Raw genomic sequence first — 16,382 nt, 5'->3', positions numbered from 1 at the left:
AGTGTATTGATACTGTTCTTTAGATTAGTGGAATGTATATATTTGATAGGACAGTAAGTTAAGCTCTTTTTCTTAAATTTGGAACGATGAGTAAAAGAGAAAGAAGGTCATATGACCACGAATTTAAAACAATGGCTGTAGAGCTGCATTTAAGCGGGAAGACCAGTACCGCTGTTGGGAAAGAATTAGGCATTGGTCCTGATTTAGTAAGGAGATGGTCACGTGAAATGAAGACGAATGGCGCTGCCAGTTTTCCAGGAAATGGGAAACAGAACCTTTCAGAAGAACAAAAAGAAATTCATGCCTTGAGGAAAGCCTTAAAGGAATCTGAGCTTGAAAGGGAAATCCTAAAAAAGGCGGTAAGCATCTTTTCCAGGGGAGACAGCAAATATACCAATTCATAATGGATCATAGAAAAGAGTATGCTGTTGAAAAGATGTGTAGGACATTTAATGTTGCCAGGAACAGCTTTTATGAGTGGAAGAAGGAGAAACAACTCAAACTGGCTCAACAAAGAGCGATATTGCTAAAGGAAATCAAAACAGTGCATGAGTTAAGCAATGGTACCTATGGAAGTCCTAGAATTACATTAGATCTTAGAAAAAAGGGTTTTGCAGTATCCAGGCCAAGGGTTGCCAGGATCATGAAAGACCACGGAATCAGGAGTGTTGTAAGTAAAAAATTTAAAGTCTGCACAACTGATTCAAACCATGGATTTAGCATCAGTCCTAACGTTCTTGATAGATCTTTTAAACCTGAAAGCCCTTCAAAATCATGGGTATCAGACATAACTTATATCCGGACAAATGAGGCATGGTTATACCTGACCATGATTATGGACTTATATGATAGGAAAATAATAGGATGGTCTATGTCCACTTCGATGCATGCATATGAAACAGTAGTGCCTGCATGGAGGATGGCACTGATAAACAGACCTGTTTTTCAAGAGCTGGTTTTTCATTCAGACAGAGGCGTGCAGTATGCATGCAAAGAGTTCAGGGATGAGCTTGGTAAGCTAAATGTTACTCAGAGCATGAGCAGAAAAGGGAATTGCTGGGACAATGCAGTGGCTGAAAGCTTCTTCAAAACCCTGAAATCTGAAACTGGTTACCGGAAATATGAATCAATAAAGCAGGCAAAAAAGGGATTGTTTGAATACATTGAGATATGGTACAACAGGACCAGAAGACATTCCTCTCTTGGATATCTTTCTCCTGAAGAATTTTATAATATTCATAGAAAAAGTGCTGCGTAAAAGAAGCATAAACCTCGAAATCCTCCTATGATTTTTCTTCTAAATCATAGGAGGATTTGAGGAGCCCTGCGGCAGGCATTAATTAATCAAAAAAAGGGCTTAATTATTTGTACGGTTTTTTGTTGCAATTCCATAGCCTCAGAAGTTACTTTTTGCTCTTTTACCTGCGCAAAATAGCGAAGGCTGGCTAGGAGCGACCAGCCTAGTGGAGAGAAAGAAACTTATTCTATAATCCTTACCGCTTTCTTGTTCTCCCCAATAGCTACAAAAGTGAAAGAGCCATTGATGGCACAGTCTCGGCCATCGTTAAACATTTCTTCTACAAAAACTTCTACCGAAACAGTCATGCTGGTTTTTCCGACTCTCGATACTCTTCCTCTTAGTTCTATAATGGTTCCTGCCGGTATGGGTTTGGTAAAGTTGATTTTATCGGATGAGATGGTAACTATTTTCTTTCTGCAAAATCTGGTAGCGGTAATAAAAGCTACTTCATCCATCATTTGCATGGCGGTACCTCCGAATAAGGTGTCATAATGGTTGGTGGTATTAGGGAATACTGCTTTAAAAATGCTGGTGGTTGATTCCTCTATCCTTTTTTTTACTGTTGCCTCGTCCATTATTTCGTTGTTAAAGTATTTTTTCTGCCAATAATACAGTTTCTTTTTCCTTAAACCCAAAGTAATTATTGCTTCCTTCTGCAAAGTTAAGCGGTGTTACCTTAAAACCTGCTTTTTGAAGGCGGTTTTTAAGGCCTTCTACAGAGTAAATGCGCACATGGTCCTCTTGTCCAAAGTGTTTTTTCCTTTCTTCGGGCGTGGTTATGCTAGGGTCTTCATAAGTGTCCCCTTCTTTAAATGGGGTCTGTATATAACACTTGCCTCCAATTTTCAGCACACGGTGAAGTTCGTTAATGGCTTTCTGGTCTTCTGGAATATGCTCTAAAATATGGTAACAAATAACTAAGTCAAATTTGTTGTTTGGTTCAAATATGCCTGTTATGTCATAAGCATAGTCTGCAAAAAACTCTCCCTCATAGTCAGTACTTATATAGTCATCTTTGAGTGTTTTTTTGAAGTTTTTGTGCAGGCACCTGTTTGGCGAAAAATCCAGTACTTTGCCTTTTAGCAGTTCATTGTCGTTCAAGATCTGCCACAACCGTCTGTTTCTAGGCAGACTGCCGCAAGAAGGGCAAATAGCTTCGCTTGTTTGGATTTGAATAAATCTCGAAAATTTTTTGCCACAAATATTGCAGCCGTAGGTCGACCCTTTATAAAGCTGATATATGAAAAAGCGCAGCAGCCCCTCATTTTTTATGAGGAAACTCCTTGGCACCAATTTGCTTATAAATTTTTTAGCTAGTTCGTACATGCCCAGATAGTGGTAATTGTTGGGCAATATTAGGAAAAGACTTTAACAAATAAAGGAGCCTAAGCTAAAAAAAGGGTTAAGGGCTGCCTTTTTTTCAGTACAGCCCATATCCCGTAAATATGCCGTACTACTTCATTTGCCTAAAACATAAAATCATTGTCCCTGTCTTCAAGGACTGTTACTAAGTCCACCACCTGGTCATGTATGTTGGTTAACTCCTCAGTGATAATGTGCCATACACCGTTTGTGTCCATTTCAACCTGTTGATTGTACCCACCGAAGTTAAGGTTGTAAAGTGTATCCCAATCTATATCGCGATACTTATCCTTAAACTCATCAGACAATAGCTTCGATGCGCCTCCAATAGTTTGTAGTTGGTAATATACGCTTTCTCTTAAGTCTTCACGCTTGTTGAAGTCTTCAAAAGAAGCGCCCCCTACATAACTTTGTATCTCTTCTATAGACCTCATGATGTCTATGAGGTGTCCTTTGTCTTCTGCAAACTTGTCCATATTTATCCATCTCCTTTAAAAAAGTAACATATCTTTGGAATGGTTTGTTACATTTGCGCCTTCCTCTTAGTTTTACATTATGTTACATGCAAAAGATAAAAGGCTTATCCATATCACTACAGCGCGCAAATCTGCTGGATATGTGAAGCAAGAGGTTGAAGCTTTGGGTTATAAGGTGCAGACCGTTACAGAAAACGGATTGTTCCTGAAAGGTGATTATAGAGACTGTATTAACCTAAACTTTAACCTGCGAACTGCATATCGGGTTATGTGGCATTTAAAAGATATGCATACACCAGGACCTGACCAGTTATATAAGGAAGCGAAAAAGTTTCCTTGGGAAGAATTGATAGATGCCGATGGCTATATCAGTATTCAGTCTTTTGTGAAAAATGACCAAATTCTTGATACTCGCTTTGCCAATGTCAGACTGAAAGATGCAATTGTAGATAGGATCAACGATAAACTGGGCCGTAGGCCTGACTCTGGTCCAGATACCAGCCGGACAGTAATATATCTTTATTGGGTAGAAAATAAAGCCTCTGTTTATCTGGACACTTCTGGTGGGGCTTTGTCTAAACACGGATATAGGAAAATGCCTTACAAGGCTCCTATGGTCGAGAGTTTAGCGGCCAGTACTATTGCTGCCAGTGGCTGGGATATGAATTCTAATTTTATCAATCCTATGTGTGGCAGTGGTACGCTGGCTATTGAAGCTGCTTTGTTGGCTATAAACAAAGTACCTGGTCTTTTGAAGGACAATTTTGGATTTATGCATACCAAGCTCTATGACCCTGTTGATTTTAGGGAAGTGAAACGGAAGGCCATGTCTCAATTGAGGGAAATGGGAGACTTCAAGATCGTAGCTTCTGATCTTAACCCTGTAGCTGTTCATGCGGCCAAAACAAATGCAGAAATCGCTGGTGTGGCTGATTTAATCGAATTTAAAGTGTGTGACTTTAGGGATACTCCTGTGTATGAAGGTGGGGGCGTGGTGATGGTAAACCCTGAATATGGAGAACGGTTAGGAGATGAGGAGGCGCTTGTCCCTGTTTACAAAGCTTTAGGGGACTTTTTCAAGTCTAAATGTCAAGGGTATAAAGGCTATATTTTTACAGGAAACTTGAATTTGGCAAAAAACATTGGTTTGAGGACGAGCAAAAGGGTCGAATTTTACAACGGACGGATTGAGTGCCGCTTGTTGGAATATGAGCTATATAGAGGATCAAAGAAGAAAACGGGCAAGGGTTAACAAAATAAATGCCGAAGGGTTTTTCTAGATATGCCCCGAAATAGAGAAAAAAAACGGCTGCTGTTTGTGCTTAACCCTATTGCAGGAGGTAAAAAAAAACAGGATATCCCCAGTATCTTAAAAGGGTTCTGTGCTGATAACGGTTTTTTATATGATATTTTTGAAACTACAGGCAAGAATGATCACCAGCTAATAGAGGATCAGCTCATATTGTTCCCATACCATGGCGTAGTTGCCATTGGGGGCGATGGAACGGTAAATTTGGTCGGAAACGTACTGGTAGGAAAAAATATCCCTTTGGGCATTCTGCCTATGGGTTCTGCTAATGGGCTTGCAAAAGACCTGGATATACCAGAAGAGGTTGATGAAGCATTAAAGATAATAGCAAAATTTAGGCCTCGGTTTATCGATACATTAAAGGTAAATGGTTTTAATGCTTTTCATATCAGTGACCTTGGTTTTAATGCACGGGTCATCCATCGTTTTGCGAAAAGTCTATTAAGGGGAAAGTTTCTCTATGTGTGGTATGGAGTCCTTGAGTTTTTGACTTTTAAGCCTTTTAAATACACTATTGAAACCCCGATTAGTCGCTATGATGGAGAGGCCTTTATGATGGTGATTACAAATGCCAGTAAGTTTGGCACTAATGTGTCCATAAACCCGCTTGGAAATATACGTGATGGGTATTTTGAAATAGACATTGTTCGCCCTTTTCCAAAGCTGCACAGTTTTCATATCATGTATTATCTCTTAAGCGGGAAAATACATAAATCTAAATATTATAAAATAATAAGGACTAAAAGGGCCGTAATTTATAACTTGGACAATGAAACTTTCCACATTGATGGAGAGCCTTTTCCGGCAGTGGAAAAACTATTAATCGAAGAGTTCCCCAAGGGGCTTAAGGTCTTGCTGCCCTAGATTGTTCAATGTGTCCCCGATAGGCAAGCCGCGGGCTTCCATCTATGTTGGGTTCCCAAGCTTCTATGTTTACTTCCCCTGTGCTCAAGTAGTTGATTCTGAAAAAGCCTTTATGGGCATGGGTAAAAGCGGCGCCTTTGCCTTTTGTTACATAGGTAACTTTAGAACCAGCTCCACTTACAATATAATGCTGTTTCCCTTTCCTGATGTATTGCAAATTGTGGTCATGTCCAGCAGCGTATACCAGATTAGGGTATTGGCGGAATATTTGTAACATTTTTTTTCGCATCCGTCTGTAAAGCGGGTGTGAAATGTCTTCTCTGGCACCTATAAATTTTCGGTACATTGGATATAGAGACCCTGCCACCGGTAAGGGGACATAAGCTTTTTTATGGATAGCTGTAAGTGGGAAAATATGTTGCTTAGGGTCAAACTTGCCTCCGTGTGATGCCTTGCTGTACATGGGGTGATGGCCTGCTACCAGTACTTTGCGAGACTTATTTCTGTCTAATATTTTTTTGAGTGTTTCAAAAAACTCTTCCTCACTGTTAATATTGCAGCCGTCTTTTTTTCCTATAGGCCTTTTCCCATTATGCACCCACCATTGGGTGTTGATAATGATGGCAGTTAGGTCTTCTGTTAGTTTAATTTCTGTTGGGCCGGGGCAACCATTTCTTGGTAAAAAAACACTTTCGTTTCCAAAATAGTCGTCTACGAAATCTTGTTGCCTTAATACAGCCCTTAAGCCACCTTTACGACCTTTGTTCCAGTCATGGTTTCCAGAGATAATACAAACCCTGCCCAAATAGTCGTCTACGATATGAAGCTGGCTCATCAGGCTTTCTACAGCTTCATTGTACAGTTTGTGTTCTGGCTCGACCATACCTTTAGGGTAGATATTGTCACCCAAAAAAAACACAGCACTTTGCTTGCCCGACTCCAATAGCTGATTTCTCAATATATCCAGCGTAGGCTCCGGATTTTCTCTGGTATTTGCGCCAGCATCTCCAATCAAAAAAACTGAATAATCGATATGGCTCTCTGCGGCAGCTTTTCGTTTGTGCCAGTCCCTTTCTGCTTTTACATAATAGGGACGTTTTGTTTTATGCCTGGTAAGGACATACCATGAGACTACTGCCGAAATAAGGGCAAAAACCAGTAAAAAATATTCCCATACCTGTGTTTCCATATAAACTAATGTAGAAAAATATCTGCATCTGCGCAGTGAGTTAGGTCATTTTTTTGAACTGTTCCTTGAGGTAAGTAAATGCATGTTTGAATACTTACGCTACTTTGTTCCTATTTCTTTTAATAACTCATCTTGCTACGCATAGTTAGGGCCTGCTGAAAAAATCACTTCGCAGCCACAAGACATCGCTTGTGGCTACGAAAAAATCGGTCTGCTTCTGCACTGCTTTTTCCATAGTCTTTATTGTGTGACTTTCAGCAGCTCAGTTATGTTTGCTAAACAATTCTAAATTTTAATTGCTTAAGTTAATAGGAAAGCGTGTTTTTGTGATGTTTGATCAGTACTATAATATTTTGGGATTAAAACCTGGTGCCTCAGAAAATCAAATAAGGAAAGCATTTAAGAAAAAAGCGAAGAAGTTTCACCCAGACCTTAATGATTCTCCTGATGCGCAGCAGATGTTTGTGAAAATTCAGGAGGCGTATGATGTGCTTCTGAAGAAGAAGCCTATTTTTACAAGTTCCTATCAGCAGCCAGACCCCGCAGCAGTACGACGTAAGGAGGAAAAACGCAAATTTCAAGAAAGGGTGCGGGAAATTAAAAAAAATGCTCGAGAGCGTGCATATAAAGATTACCTCCGTTTTCGGCGGTCAGTATATTTTACCTTAGCCAGGTTTTCATATTTGTTTTTGTTATTTACGGGTATTATTTTTTTGATAGCGCCTATCATTGTCTTTTTTTTGATCAAAGATAGGGCGATCATGATTTCTTTGTTTAGCGTCCCAATCGGAATACATATTATCAATGTCACTTATCAGCACTACAGAAGTTTGTACCCGCCACAGGAAAGGAGTAGGTTCTTTCTGGAGAGAATTCTGGACCGTTACATAAAAGTGCATGACCCTGTATTGCTTAGGGGGTTTATTGGAGTATCTGTTATTGCTACCATGATGGTTTTTTGCTTACTTACACGGGCAGGAGCAAACACTGCATTGGCTGCTTTGTTAGCGCCGTTTCCTGTAATTTTTAGTTTTGCGGTTCATGCTGGGAGCAAGAGTCTGATTAGTAAAAAAAAGGAGCAGTAACTTAAAGTTCTACAGAGCAGTATTTTTTTGGCTGCTGACTATTAATCTCTTGAGTTTAAAGTCGAGTTTAACCAGCTTTTACAGGGTTTTACCTCCGCTTAATTTTTATTATCTTAGTAAAAAATGATTAATATGAAGAAACTTGCCCTGATGTTATTTCCGCTTGCTAGTATGATGTTTTCTTGTGAAGAAAAAAGTGAATCAGAAAAATTCGCCGATGAGGTAAACAAGTCTGCCAAGGAAGTGAAAGAGTCGATGGAAAAAGCGGCAGACGAATCTGAAAAAGAGAGCAAAAAGTTGTTGGATAAGGTCAAAAAGTAAATCTAGTAAAAGCTAGATTTACTGAAATATGCAATAGGCCTTTCTATTAGCATAGTGCTGATGTATTGTTGTTTTGCTCTTCATGACGATATCTATCGCATAATTCAGGTTTAACAAATGTCCAGTTAATGCTTTCAGTAAAGTTTAGAAATGTAATTCAGAAATACCTTCCAGAAGAGGCGGTAGATTATTGCTGTGATTTGTGGGAGAGCCACAGGTTTGATTTTAAAGTTACCCGCCGAAGGGCTACTAAGCTTGGTGATTATCGCTATTATTTCCAAACGGGTAGGCATTGCATAACGGTCAATGGCGACTTGAACCCATATTCGTTTCTGATAACGTATTTACATGAAGTAGCCCACTTGAAAACCAACTTGGCCCATGGCAGACATGTAAAACCCCACGGGGAAGAGTGGAAGGAGAACTTCTCTTCTTTGTTGTTGGCGGTAAGGGATGTTTTTCCGGAAGAAATATTGAAGCCCTTGGACAATTACATCAAGAATCCCAAAGCGTCTTCTTGTAGCGATGCGGCGCTGTTGAAAGCGCTCAATGGCTGCGAGAAAGGAGAGCCTACAGTATACTTGTCGGAGGTCTCTTTGGGAGAAAGCTTTATTTTCAATAAAAAAATTTACGTAAAAGAGCAGCGAAAGAGAACACGATCTGTTTGCTGTGAGGTCAGTACGGGGCGGAAGTTTCTTATACCCGATGCAGCACCTATTTATAAGGTGGAAGAATAGCTAGGGCGCACTGAAAAACGCCCAAATACTTGCTGTTAAATATTATGAAATTGGTTTATGATGATCTGGTGCAAAGTTTTTCTTATGTGTACCTGAATTTGTCACAGACCAAAATATTAGTGGTTTTTTGGACTAGCCACAAACGCACAATCTACTTTATGGCCTTACATTCGAAGTATTCCAATACGTCTTCATAAAAGGCCATCCGTACTTGCACACTTGTGACTTCAGGCCCTAGTTATTGAAGCCTTTTCATAATTTGACTACTGACCTGTTTGTAAAAAGCTTTTGGGTTCATAGTCCGCCAGTTGTCAATATTTAAACTGCCCCCGTAGTTGATATAGCAGTCTATATTGTACCTTCTCCATTCTTGTTCAACAAAGTCTCGGAAATTTATGGCGGCAATCCATCCATCTTCCACATCCTCAAACCATTCTTCATAGTAGCAATCGTCTGAGCCGTGGAAGTTCATGACGTTTTCTCCTATAAGGATAAATTGATTTATGCCCTGGTCTACTAAATAGTCGATGACATTTCGTTTTAGGTGCATTATGTCGTTGTGGAGCGTGTCATTCCACTCACCTATCATCTCTATAATTACGAAACGTTGTTCGTAGTTTGTATATAAAATTTTGAGGTACAGTGTTTCAGAGCCAATATAGTCCCACAAAGGGTGTATATAATACCCGTAAATGGCATTGGTGTATTGTTGGGTATTGTATTGTGCCCCGAAAAATGGCGAACGTTCGTCATTTACGGCATTGTAATATTTTTCCCAGTTAAAAAAAGGTTCAAGTTCGTGCATTTGCTTTATACCATTCGGCGGCTTTTCTGACACTGCCGTGCTTTTTGAGCAGCGCTTCCGCATCTTCTTTTTCTATCTTTAACTCTTCAGCCAACATTTTGATTCCTCTGTGGAAAAGTTTGTTGTTGTTTAGCTGCATATCAACCATTTTGTTGTCCTTTACCCGGCCTAACCTGATCATAACGGAGGTTGAAATCATGTTCAAAGTCAACTTCTGTGCTGTTCCGGCTTTAAGGCGGGTACTGCCTGTGACAAATTCAGGGCCGGTAATAACCTCTACAGGGTAATTGGCTATTTCAGCCAGTGGGGTGTCGGGATTGCAGGTGATACATCCTGTCAGTATCTTTTTGTTGTTGCAATAGGCTACCGCCCCTGTTACATAAGGTGTTTTACCTGAGGCCGAAATGCCTATCAATACATCTTTGCTACTGATGTTCTGCTCTTCTAAGTCTTTGTGTGCCTGCGTCGGGTCGTCTTCGGCAAATTCTACTGCTTGCCTGATGGCTTTTTCGCCACCGGCTATCAGCCCGGTTACCAGCTCCGGCGGTACTCCATAGGTAGGGGGGCATTCTGAGGCATCTGCAATAGCAAGCCTGCCACTAGTCCCGGCACCAACGTAAAAAAGCCGTCCTCCTGCCTGCATTTTCTGTACAATGGCATTGACCAACTTCTCTATCTGGGGAATAGCTTTCTCTACTGCATTGGGGACTGTTTTGTCCTCTTTGTTCATGTTGTGCAGCAGCTCTGAGACAGACATTTTTTCCAGATGATGGTAAGGCGATGGTGATTCGGTCAGTTTCATGAGAATGCTTTTTTTAAATGGTAGTTTACAAGCGCCTCTGAAGGGCTAGGATCGATCACCGAAACAGATAGCCCTTTCTTCTTGGCTATTTGCTGGAGTATTTCTTCAAAATGATAGGCTATAGAACCTACAAAGCCTAATGGCAGTTTTCGGCAGTTTTCATACTTCAAAATGCAGTTTTCGAAAAGGTTCTCAAAGCTTTCTTTTACAAGACTCTCAATAAAAGGGTCGTTTATATTCTCATGTAGAAAAGGTGCATAAGAAGCCAAATATTTTGAAGGCATTTTGCCACCGTATACTTTTTGCATTATGTCTTCTGTGCGGTCGGTATATTTCTCTTCAAATTTCTCTCTTAGCGGTTTGGGCAGTCCCTCTCTAATATATTCCCTAATGAGCAATTTACCCAAATACCCGCCGCTACCTTCATCGCCCATAAACAAGCCTAGGGAGTTTACGTTTCTGACAATGTTTGTCCCATCGTACTCGCAGGTATTAGAGCCTGTGCCGGCAATGCATACCAACCCTGGGTCATCCCCAAACAAAGCCCTTGCGGCAGCATAAAGGTCATGGTTTATATGTATTTTTGCTTCAGGAAGGAAATGTGAAAATGCAGCAGTCATTTTTTTCCTGTTGATCTGTGGCTCACACCCTGCTCCGTAGAACCAAAGGGTGTCCACTTTAAAAGTCAACTGGGGTAGCAGCTCTTCTTTTAATATTTGTTGAATTTCTTCCTCCTTTTGGTAGTATGGATTAAAACCTGAGGTGCGTATCTTAAAGGTTTGGGTTCCATCTGTAAAAAACCAGTCAGATTTTGTTGCTCCGCTTTCAGTTATGCCGATCATTTATTAATAAGGGATAGTTATTTTTGCTAATTTAAATAGATAAAGCCTGTTGTTAAAACTTGAAACAAAGCATCTGGTATAGTTAACGCTATATTGTTTATATTTTAATAGGGTTACCCACTTAGGTATCTTATGTGTTATTAGCTTACTTAGGCTCGCTAAGTTACTTTTTGCCTCGCCGGCAGGGCCTTACTTTTTTTCTTGACAAAAAAAGTAAGCAAAAAAGTCAAGGCCTGTGATGAAATTTGCTAAACTTTATAAGCATTACGCTATCCCGATAGCTATCGGGATGAAACTCACCCTCCTTGCGTCGGGCTCAAACAGCAAATTTTTTGGCCGCTTCATGCTTATAAAGTTCTTAACGCAATTTCATCAATGGCCGCTTTATTTTCTAACAATCGCACATATCGCTATTTAATAAAAGCAGTTTAAAGCATTTTATCGTACAAAAAAAACCTATTACTTCCTAGAGATTTAAATGGGTAATCCTATATTTTAATTTAACTTGCCGACGGCTTTAAATTTATCAAAAACATTTTCATTGTGCGGGGCTTCAGCCAATTCTTCAGTCAGGTCCTGCCCGGCCCAATGTTCGTAGTGCTTTCCGTTGCGCCACATTCTGGATTTTGTAACATCATAAATAATGCCTTTGTAAGCGCACCAAATTTCTTCTTTGTCCGAACCATTTCTAAGCGCTAACTGTGAGCGGGTATATGTAGGAAGATCTTCCATGGTTTAAGCCTTTTAAAGATTATGCTTTCCCGTGAATATAATTATAATCTTTTACTACCCTCTTGAGAAAAGGTACGGATGATTTATTTCCTTCAATATTTAAGTAAGTCCTAATTTTCTTGGCTGTGGCAATTACCGGTTGTATGTTGTTGCTTTTCTCATAAATGGATAAGCTTTCTTTTATTATCTCAACATCTTTTGTGCTTAGCTTTTCCACTTGTGGATACTTTACTTTGTAATCCTCGTTTACTTCTTCAAAAATGGTATTGCTCAGTAAGTTGTCTTCTTGTAGCTTTACCACAGTAGTGCCTGCTGCCATATCGCCTAGCCTTTGACCATTTTTCGATACTGCTATAGATATGATGCTTACTAAACCAGTAGTCAACAATATGTCTACCGGTCTCAGGAGCCAGCGCAATAAATAGTTGCCGATACTGGGTTGTTTACCATCTAATCTTATTACTTTTATTTTACGTATACGCATTCCGGGACTTTGGCCATGCATAACCAGTTCAAAAAAGAGTTGGTAGAAAAAAGGAGGCAAGGTAAACAGCATCCATAAACCAATGGAATCTCCCGAAAAGCCGGAGAGGCTGAACAAGTAGGAGATAAGTAGCATGTATATGCCAAGAAAAATGTAATCTATCAGGTTTGCAATGATTCTTTCGCCTACATTTGCAAGCTGGTAGGAGATTGAAACGTTTTGAGTAGTATCTATATTAATGGTTTGCATAAGCTCATTAATTTGGCAATATTAATGTAAATATAAATATAATAATATGAAGGAGATTTCCTTTATAAAGTCTAACGCTGGCAAGTGGAAAAAACTGGAAGATGGGCTTAAAAATAACACCATCAATGACCCGGACCAATTGGCAGCCATGTACATTGAGCTTACCGACGACTTGGCTTATGCCAAAACCAAATATAAAGAGGGTAAAACCGTGGCTTATCTCAACGGTCTTGCCTCTTCTGTGCACCAACGTGTGTACAGAAACCGGAAAGAGAAAAAAGATAGGTTTGCACATTTCTGGCTGGTCGAACTCCCTCTGTTAATGGCTCAAAATAGACAATACCTACTATACTCTTTTGTGGTGTTTTTAGTTTCGGCTGGCATAGGCGTTATCTCTGCTGCTTATGACGACTCTTTTGTAAGGTTAATTTTAGGAGACAGGTATGTAGACATGACTTTAGAAAATATAGATAGCGGTGATCCTATGGCTGTTTATAAATCAATGCATCAGGCCGAAATGTTTTTGGGCATCACATTTAATAATATCCGCGTGTCTTTTTTGGTGTTTGCTTTTGGGGTCATGTTTTCTGCGGGTACTTTCTACTTGCTAATGACCAATGGCATAATGCTTGGGTCTTTTCAGTATTTCTTTTATGACCAAGATCTGTTGTTAACTTCATTTTTAACAATTTGGATTCATGGAACCTTAGAGATTTCTGCTATTATTATAGCAGGTTGTGGTGGCGTGGTTATGGGCAATAGTATACTGTTTCCTGGAACCTATTCCCGTATGCAATCCTTTCAAAAAGGTGCGTTAAAAGGTATGAAAATCGTTATTGGCGTGCTTCCTTTGTTTATTGTTGCGGGTTTTCTGGAAAGTTTTGTTACCAGACTTACTGGCATGCATGATGCTTTGAAACTATTGATTATTATATTGTCTGCACTGTTTGTAGTGTTTTATTTTATTGTATACCCCTCAAGACTAAAGGATAAAATAGATTATGGAAAATAGAATGATTTTTCGGCGCACAAGAAACTCAGGAGAGATTATCAGCGACGCCTTCTCGTTTATTGTCAAGAATTTTGCCTCTATGTATAAAGTGCTACTTTTTGTGGCAGGCCCTTTTTACTTGGCTTCAATGGTTGCTACTGGAATATTGAAAGCCGAATTTGGCCAAATTTCTCCCGGTTTTGATTCTGGGGTCACCATGGCACACAACAGTGGTTTGTTTTCCATTACATTGTTGCTCGGAGCGGTCGGTGGCTTTTTTTATTTCTCAGGTGTTTATCAATACATCGCTTCCTTTATGGAAAACGATGGCGAAGTAACAGTGCGCGATACTTGGTCTCGGGTAAAAAAGAACGCTTGGTTGTTTGTAAAAACTTTTATAGGATTGATTTTTGTCCTTTTTGCCATGTTTTTTGTGTTTGCAATTGCTGGGGGGATAGTGGTGGCAATGACGGCAGCATTGGCATCAATAGCTGGTTTTTGGAGTGTTTTCATAGGTATGTTGGCTATTTATTTTCTGCTGTTTTGTTTAGTGATGCCGTTATCCTTGGTATTCAATGTGAGAATGTATGAAAAAAGCAGGTTTTTTGCTTCTGTACAGAAGGCTTATCAGTTAGCGTCCACCAATTGGAAGAAAAGCTTTATCGTTGTTTTAATTTTTATAGGATTGCAGTTTGTGTTTGGGGTAATTAGTTCTGCACCAGATTTATTGGCAATGTTTGGACAAATGGGTGGTTTGTTGAATGAATATGGCCGTGCAGTTCGAATAATAGCTTCTTTTGTTTCTGGGATATTAGGTTTTATACAAGGTGCCATTACTTTGGTGGCTATCAATTTTCTGTATTTTTCTTTATCAGAAGAGAGGGATGCTACGGGGCTAATGGATAGAATTTCTGACATCGGTAAAACTGAGGAAGAAACTTCTTTATGAGGTTCAATATTAACATATTGAAAAATATTATTTTAGGCTTTGTTCTTCTACTTGCCTTGCCTATGTCTGTTTGTGCAGAGAATGATAATAGGTTTTTTGATAAGGAGAAAATAGAAGAGTACAGGGCTAACAAGCAGTTTGCATATACCCTGGACGACGCTCCTCGTTCGCCTAGTTGGCTGGAAAGATTATTGAATTATATATTTGGTGATGGTGACTTTTCAGGAATGGCCAATGTTGGAGAAGTGTTGCTGTGGGTGGCGATTTTAGCATTGATTGTTTTTGTTGTTTTCAAGCTGCTTAAGGTAGATTTCGCCTCGCTTTGGCGTAGTGACGCTAATGTGCCTGCCATTAACTCAGAGGAAGGTGAACTTCCTTCTACTCCTGACCTGCAAATGCTTTTGGAGAAGGCTGTTGAAACGCAGGATTTCAGAAATGCCGTTCGTTATTATTATTTAATCATATTGCAAGAGCTTGGCCAGCGGAACTTTATTCGTTGGGCAGCCGAAAAAACTAACAGAGATTACCTAAGCGAAATTAAAAATCCTAGCCTTAAACCGGGTTTTCGGAATGTGTCTTCTGTATTTGACCATATATGGTATGGAGGTTTTGAGTTGAGCGAGGAACGTTATAAGCAAATAGACCATAGTTTTGCAGACTTTCTTCATAAATTAAAAAGAAGCCATTGAAAAAGTCGTTTATATATGTAGTTGCTGCCATTGTTATTGGATCGCTGTTGTTTGTGCTGGAGTGGCAGAAACCTGATGAAACCAACTGGAATGAGAGCTATTCGCAGAACGACAAAATTCCTTTTGGAAATTATGTGCTTTATGATCTGCTAGAAGATATTTTCCCCGAAGCATCTGTGGTTAAGGTAAAAAAAGATTTGCCAGGGCTTTATAGGGAAATTTTAGAACCTTCTAACTTTATCTTTATATCTGACCAGTTCAATGTATTCCCTTCACATTTTGAAAACTTGCTGACGTTGGTCGGTGAAGGCTCTGATGTTTTTGTAGCCAGTCATTACTTCCCCGATGAAATTGCTGAGAGGTTTGGCTTGGAAACTCAGGCAAATGTAGTGAGCGTCGACAAGCATGGTACGCCAGGCAATAACTTTCTAAGGGTATTATATGGCGAAAAGATGTCTAAGGTGTACAATTATAAACCAGGCATGTTGCCCTTTTACTTTTCTAAATATGGTGAAGGCGGAGAAGTAATTGCCGTAAACCATGATAACCATCCTGTGGTGGTGAGGTTTCCTGAAGGAGACGGGCACGTCATACTTTGCTGTGTCCCTAAAGCTTTTACCAATTTTAATATTCTTTATAAAGATAATCACGAATTTATTTCCAGAATATTTAGCTTTATGCCCATTAGACAGGTGGTGTGGGACGAGTATTATAAGCCTGGAAACCTTGCGGCCTCTTCTCCTATTAGGGTTATTTTAAATAACCGGTCTTTAAAGATGGCCTACTTTACTTTACTGGCTGCTATGGTACTATACCTTTTTTCTGAATTAAAGCGTCGTCAGAGGGTGATACCTGTTGTGCCGCCCCCTACAAACTCTAGCATTGAGTTTGCGGAAACTTTAGGACATCTTTATTTTTATTACAAAAACCATAAGAACCTAGCAGAGAAAAGAATCTTGTATTTTATGGACAAGGTAAAGAATATGTTTCATATCCCACTTAAAGAAAAAGAAGATGGTGTGCGGGATAAACTAATACGGAAACAAGTGGCACCTAAAACGTTAATCGATAAACTTTTTGCCCATATTAGTAAGGTGAAGGGCAGTGATAAAGTAGTAGAAAATGACCTTGTGATATTAAATTCTTTAATAGAAGAATTTGAAGAGGAGGTTAAGGAAAACATTAAATAATTTTTT

General features: G+C 39.6%; 20 protein-coding genes. 11 read left to right on the top strand and 9 right to left on the bottom strand.

Features of this window, described 5'->3' with window-relative positions:
* Window positions 1-86 precede the first annotated feature (86 nt).
* Together RCC89_01840 and RCC89_01835 are read left to right on the top strand one after the other, a co-directional pair.
* Window positions 87-404, top strand: coding sequence for a transposase (locus tag RCC89_01840; GenBank protein ID WMJ71918.1), 318 nt, complete (start codon window positions 87-89; stop codon window positions 402-404).
* A complete protein-coding gene (locus RCC89_01835; protein WMJ71917.1) occupies window positions 404-1,258 on the top strand; it encodes an IS3 family transposase in 855 nt (284 codons plus the stop codon). The genes RCC89_01840 and RCC89_01835 overlap by 1 nt, the downstream gene beginning before the upstream one ends.
* 221 nt (window positions 1,259-1,479) lie before the next feature.
* On the opposite strand, the gene RCC89_01830 is transcribed toward RCC89_01835, so the two are convergent.
* The 3 genes from RCC89_01830 to RCC89_01820 form a co-directional block, all read right to left on the bottom strand.
* A complete protein-coding gene (locus tag RCC89_01830) occupies window positions 1,480-1,875 on the bottom strand; it encodes an acyl-CoA thioesterase (GenBank protein WMJ71916.1) in 396 nt (131 codons plus the stop codon).
* Window positions 1,876-1,885: 10 nt separating this feature from the next.
* Window positions 1,886-2,413, bottom strand: coding sequence for a methyltransferase domain-containing protein (locus RCC89_01825; GenBank protein ID WMJ71915.1), 528 nt, complete (start codon window positions 2,411-2,413; stop codon window positions 1,886-1,888).
* Window positions 2,414-2,766: 353 nt separating this feature from the next.
* On the bottom strand, window positions 2,767-3,138 hold the full coding sequence (locus RCC89_01820) for a hypothetical protein (protein ID WMJ71914.1): 372 nt from the start codon (window positions 3,136-3,138) through the stop codon (window positions 2,767-2,769).
* 79 nt (window positions 3,139-3,217) lie between these two features.
* On the opposite strand from RCC89_01820, the gene RCC89_01815 reads away from it, so the two are divergent.
* On the top strand, window positions 3,218-4,390 hold the full coding sequence (locus tag RCC89_01815) for a class I SAM-dependent RNA methyltransferase (GenBank protein ID WMJ71913.1): 1,173 nt from the start codon (window positions 3,218-3,220) through the stop codon (window positions 4,388-4,390).
* 30 nt (window positions 4,391-4,420) lie between these two features.
* Window positions 4,421-5,311, top strand: a complete 891-nt coding sequence (locus RCC89_01810; protein WMJ71912.1) for a diacylglycerol kinase family lipid kinase — start codon at window positions 4,421-4,423, stop codon at window positions 5,309-5,311.
* Here the strand turns inward: RCC89_01810 and RCC89_01805 are convergent.
* Entirely contained in the window at window positions 5,292-6,500 is a 1,209-nt protein-coding gene (locus RCC89_01805) for a metallophosphoesterase (protein WMJ71911.1), read from the bottom strand. The two genes, RCC89_01810 and RCC89_01805, sit on opposite strands and share 20 nt — an antisense overlap.
* Before the next feature lie 296 nt (window positions 6,501-6,796).
* On the opposite strand from RCC89_01805, the gene RCC89_01800 reads away from it, so the two are divergent.
* The 3 genes from RCC89_01800 (at window position 6,797) to RCC89_01790 (ending at window position 8,643) form a co-directional block, all read left to right on the top strand.
* The gene (locus RCC89_01800) at window positions 6,797-7,585 is read left to right on the top strand and encodes a J domain-containing protein (GenBank protein ID WMJ71910.1); all 789 of its coding nucleotides are present in this window, start codon (window positions 6,797-6,799) and stop codon (window positions 7,583-7,585) included.
* Window positions 7,586-7,717: 132 nt separating this feature from the next.
* Window positions 7,718-7,906, top strand: a complete 189-nt coding sequence (locus RCC89_01795; GenBank protein ID WMJ71909.1) for a hypothetical protein — start codon at window positions 7,718-7,720, stop codon at window positions 7,904-7,906.
* A gap of 128 nt (window positions 7,907-8,034) precedes the next feature.
* The gene (locus RCC89_01790) at window positions 8,035-8,643 is read left to right on the top strand and encodes a transcription elongation protein SprT (GenBank protein WMJ71908.1); all 609 of its coding nucleotides are present in this window, start codon (window positions 8,035-8,037) and stop codon (window positions 8,641-8,643) included.
* Window positions 8,644-8,881: 238 nt separating this feature from the next.
* Here the strand turns inward: RCC89_01790 and RCC89_01785 are convergent, their stop codons facing one another.
* From RCC89_01785 to RCC89_01765, 5 genes are all read right to left on the bottom strand, one after another.
* On the bottom strand, window positions 8,882-9,448 hold the full coding sequence (locus RCC89_01785) for a hypothetical protein (GenBank protein ID WMJ71907.1): 567 nt from the start codon (window positions 9,446-9,448) through the stop codon (window positions 8,882-8,884).
* Window positions 9,435-10,250: an N-acetylmuramic acid 6-phosphate etherase gene (murQ, locus tag RCC89_01780; GenBank protein ID WMJ71906.1), complete on the bottom strand. Its 816-nt coding sequence runs from the start codon at window positions 10,248-10,250 to the stop codon at window positions 9,435-9,437. The genes RCC89_01785 and murQ overlap by 14 nt, the downstream gene beginning before the upstream one ends.
* Window positions 10,247-11,092 (bottom strand): hypothetical protein, encoded by an 846-nt coding sequence (locus RCC89_01775; protein WMJ71905.1) that lies wholly within the window; start codon window positions 11,090-11,092, stop codon window positions 10,247-10,249. Before RCC89_01775 ends, murQ begins: the two co-directional genes overlap by 4 nt.
* Before the next feature lie 495 nt (window positions 11,093-11,587).
* Complete coding sequence (locus RCC89_01770; GenBank protein WMJ71904.1) at window positions 11,588-11,824, bottom strand: cytochrome b5 domain-containing protein; 237 nt, start codon at window positions 11,822-11,824, stop codon at window positions 11,588-11,590.
* A gap of 19 nt (window positions 11,825-11,843) precedes the next feature.
* A complete protein-coding gene (locus RCC89_01765; protein WMJ71903.1) occupies window positions 11,844-12,557 on the bottom strand; it encodes an RDD family protein in 714 nt (237 codons plus the stop codon).
* 46 nt (window positions 12,558-12,603) lie between these two features.
* Here RCC89_01765 and RCC89_01760 point away from each other — a divergent pair, with 46 nt between their 5' ends.
* Genes RCC89_01760 through RCC89_01745 form a run of 4 tightly spaced genes read left to right on the top strand, consistent with a single transcriptional unit; the run spans window position 12,604 to window position 16,376 of the window.
* Window positions 12,604-13,569, top strand: a complete 966-nt coding sequence (locus RCC89_01760; GenBank protein WMJ71902.1) for a stage II sporulation protein M — start codon at window positions 12,604-12,606, stop codon at window positions 13,567-13,569.
* Window positions 13,559-14,497, top strand: a complete 939-nt coding sequence (locus tag RCC89_01755) for a hypothetical protein (GenBank protein ID WMJ71901.1) — start codon at window positions 13,559-13,561, stop codon at window positions 14,495-14,497. Before RCC89_01760 ends, RCC89_01755 begins: the two co-directional genes overlap by 11 nt.
* Window positions 14,494-15,186, top strand: a complete 693-nt coding sequence (locus RCC89_01750) for a DUF4129 domain-containing protein (GenBank protein ID WMJ71900.1) — start codon at window positions 14,494-14,496, stop codon at window positions 15,184-15,186. Before RCC89_01755 ends, RCC89_01750 begins: the two co-directional genes overlap by 4 nt.
* Window positions 15,183-16,376: a DUF4350 domain-containing protein gene (locus RCC89_01745; GenBank protein WMJ71899.1), complete on the top strand. Its 1,194-nt coding sequence runs from the start codon at window positions 15,183-15,185 to the stop codon at window positions 16,374-16,376. The genes RCC89_01750 and RCC89_01745 overlap by 4 nt, the downstream gene beginning before the upstream one ends.
* The last annotated feature ends 6 nt before the right edge of the window (window positions 16,377-16,382 follow it).

The sequence above is a fragment of the Cytophagaceae bacterium ABcell3 genome (assembly GCA_030913385.1).
Taxonomy (GTDB): Bacteria; Bacteroidota; Bacteroidia; order Cytophagales; family Cytophagaceae; genus ABcell3.
Note: the sequence above shows the minus strand (reverse complement) of the source record. Positions and strands in the feature narration are given on the sequence as shown.

Coding starts and splice junctions, on each gene's coding strand:
- RCC89_01830 (WMJ71916.1), bottom strand. CDS start 1,875: ATGGACGAGGCAACAGTAAAAAAAAGGATAGAGGAATCAACCACCAGC.
- RCC89_01750 (WMJ71900.1), top strand. CDS start 14,494: ATGAGGTTCAATATTAACATATTGAAAAATATTATTTTAGGCTTTGTT.
- murQ (WMJ71906.1), bottom strand. CDS start 10,250: ATGAAACTGACCGAATCACCATCGCCTTACCATCATCTGGAAAAAATG.
- RCC89_01775 (WMJ71905.1), bottom strand. CDS start 11,092: ATGATCGGCATAACTGAAAGCGGAGCAACAAAATCTGACTGGTTTTTT.
- RCC89_01820 (WMJ71914.1), bottom strand. CDS start 3,138: ATGGACAAGTTTGCAGAAGACAAAGGACACCTCATAGACATCATGAGG.
- RCC89_01795 (WMJ71909.1), top strand. CDS start 7,718: ATGAAGAAACTTGCCCTGATGTTATTTCCGCTTGCTAGTATGATGTTT.
- RCC89_01790 (WMJ71908.1), top strand. CDS start 8,035: ATGCTTTCAGTAAAGTTTAGAAATGTAATTCAGAAATACCTTCCAGAA.
- RCC89_01755 (WMJ71901.1), top strand. CDS start 13,559: ATGGAAAATAGAATGATTTTTCGGCGCACAAGAAACTCAGGAGAGATT.
- RCC89_01760 (WMJ71902.1), top strand. CDS start 12,604: ATGAAGGAGATTTCCTTTATAAAGTCTAACGCTGGCAAGTGGAAAAAA.
- RCC89_01770 (WMJ71904.1), bottom strand. CDS start 11,824: ATGGAAGATCTTCCTACATATACCCGCTCACAGTTAGCGCTTAGAAAT.
- RCC89_01815 (WMJ71913.1), top strand. CDS start 3,218: ATGTTACATGCAAAAGATAAAAGGCTTATCCATATCACTACAGCGCGC.
- RCC89_01810 (WMJ71912.1), top strand. CDS start 4,421: ATGCCCCGAAATAGAGAAAAAAAACGGCTGCTGTTTGTGCTTAACCCT.
- RCC89_01765 (WMJ71903.1), bottom strand. CDS start 12,557: ATGCAAACCATTAATATAGATACTACTCAAAACGTTTCAATCTCCTAC.
- RCC89_01785 (WMJ71907.1), bottom strand. CDS start 9,448: ATGCACGAACTTGAACCTTTTTTTAACTGGGAAAAATATTACAATGCC.
- RCC89_01840 (WMJ71918.1), top strand. CDS start 87: ATGAGTAAAAGAGAAAGAAGGTCATATGACCACGAATTTAAAACAATG.
- RCC89_01805 (WMJ71911.1), bottom strand. CDS start 6,500: ATGGAAACACAGGTATGGGAATATTTTTTACTGGTTTTTGCCCTTATT.
- RCC89_01835 (WMJ71917.1), top strand. CDS start 404: ATGGATCATAGAAAAGAGTATGCTGTTGAAAAGATGTGTAGGACATTT.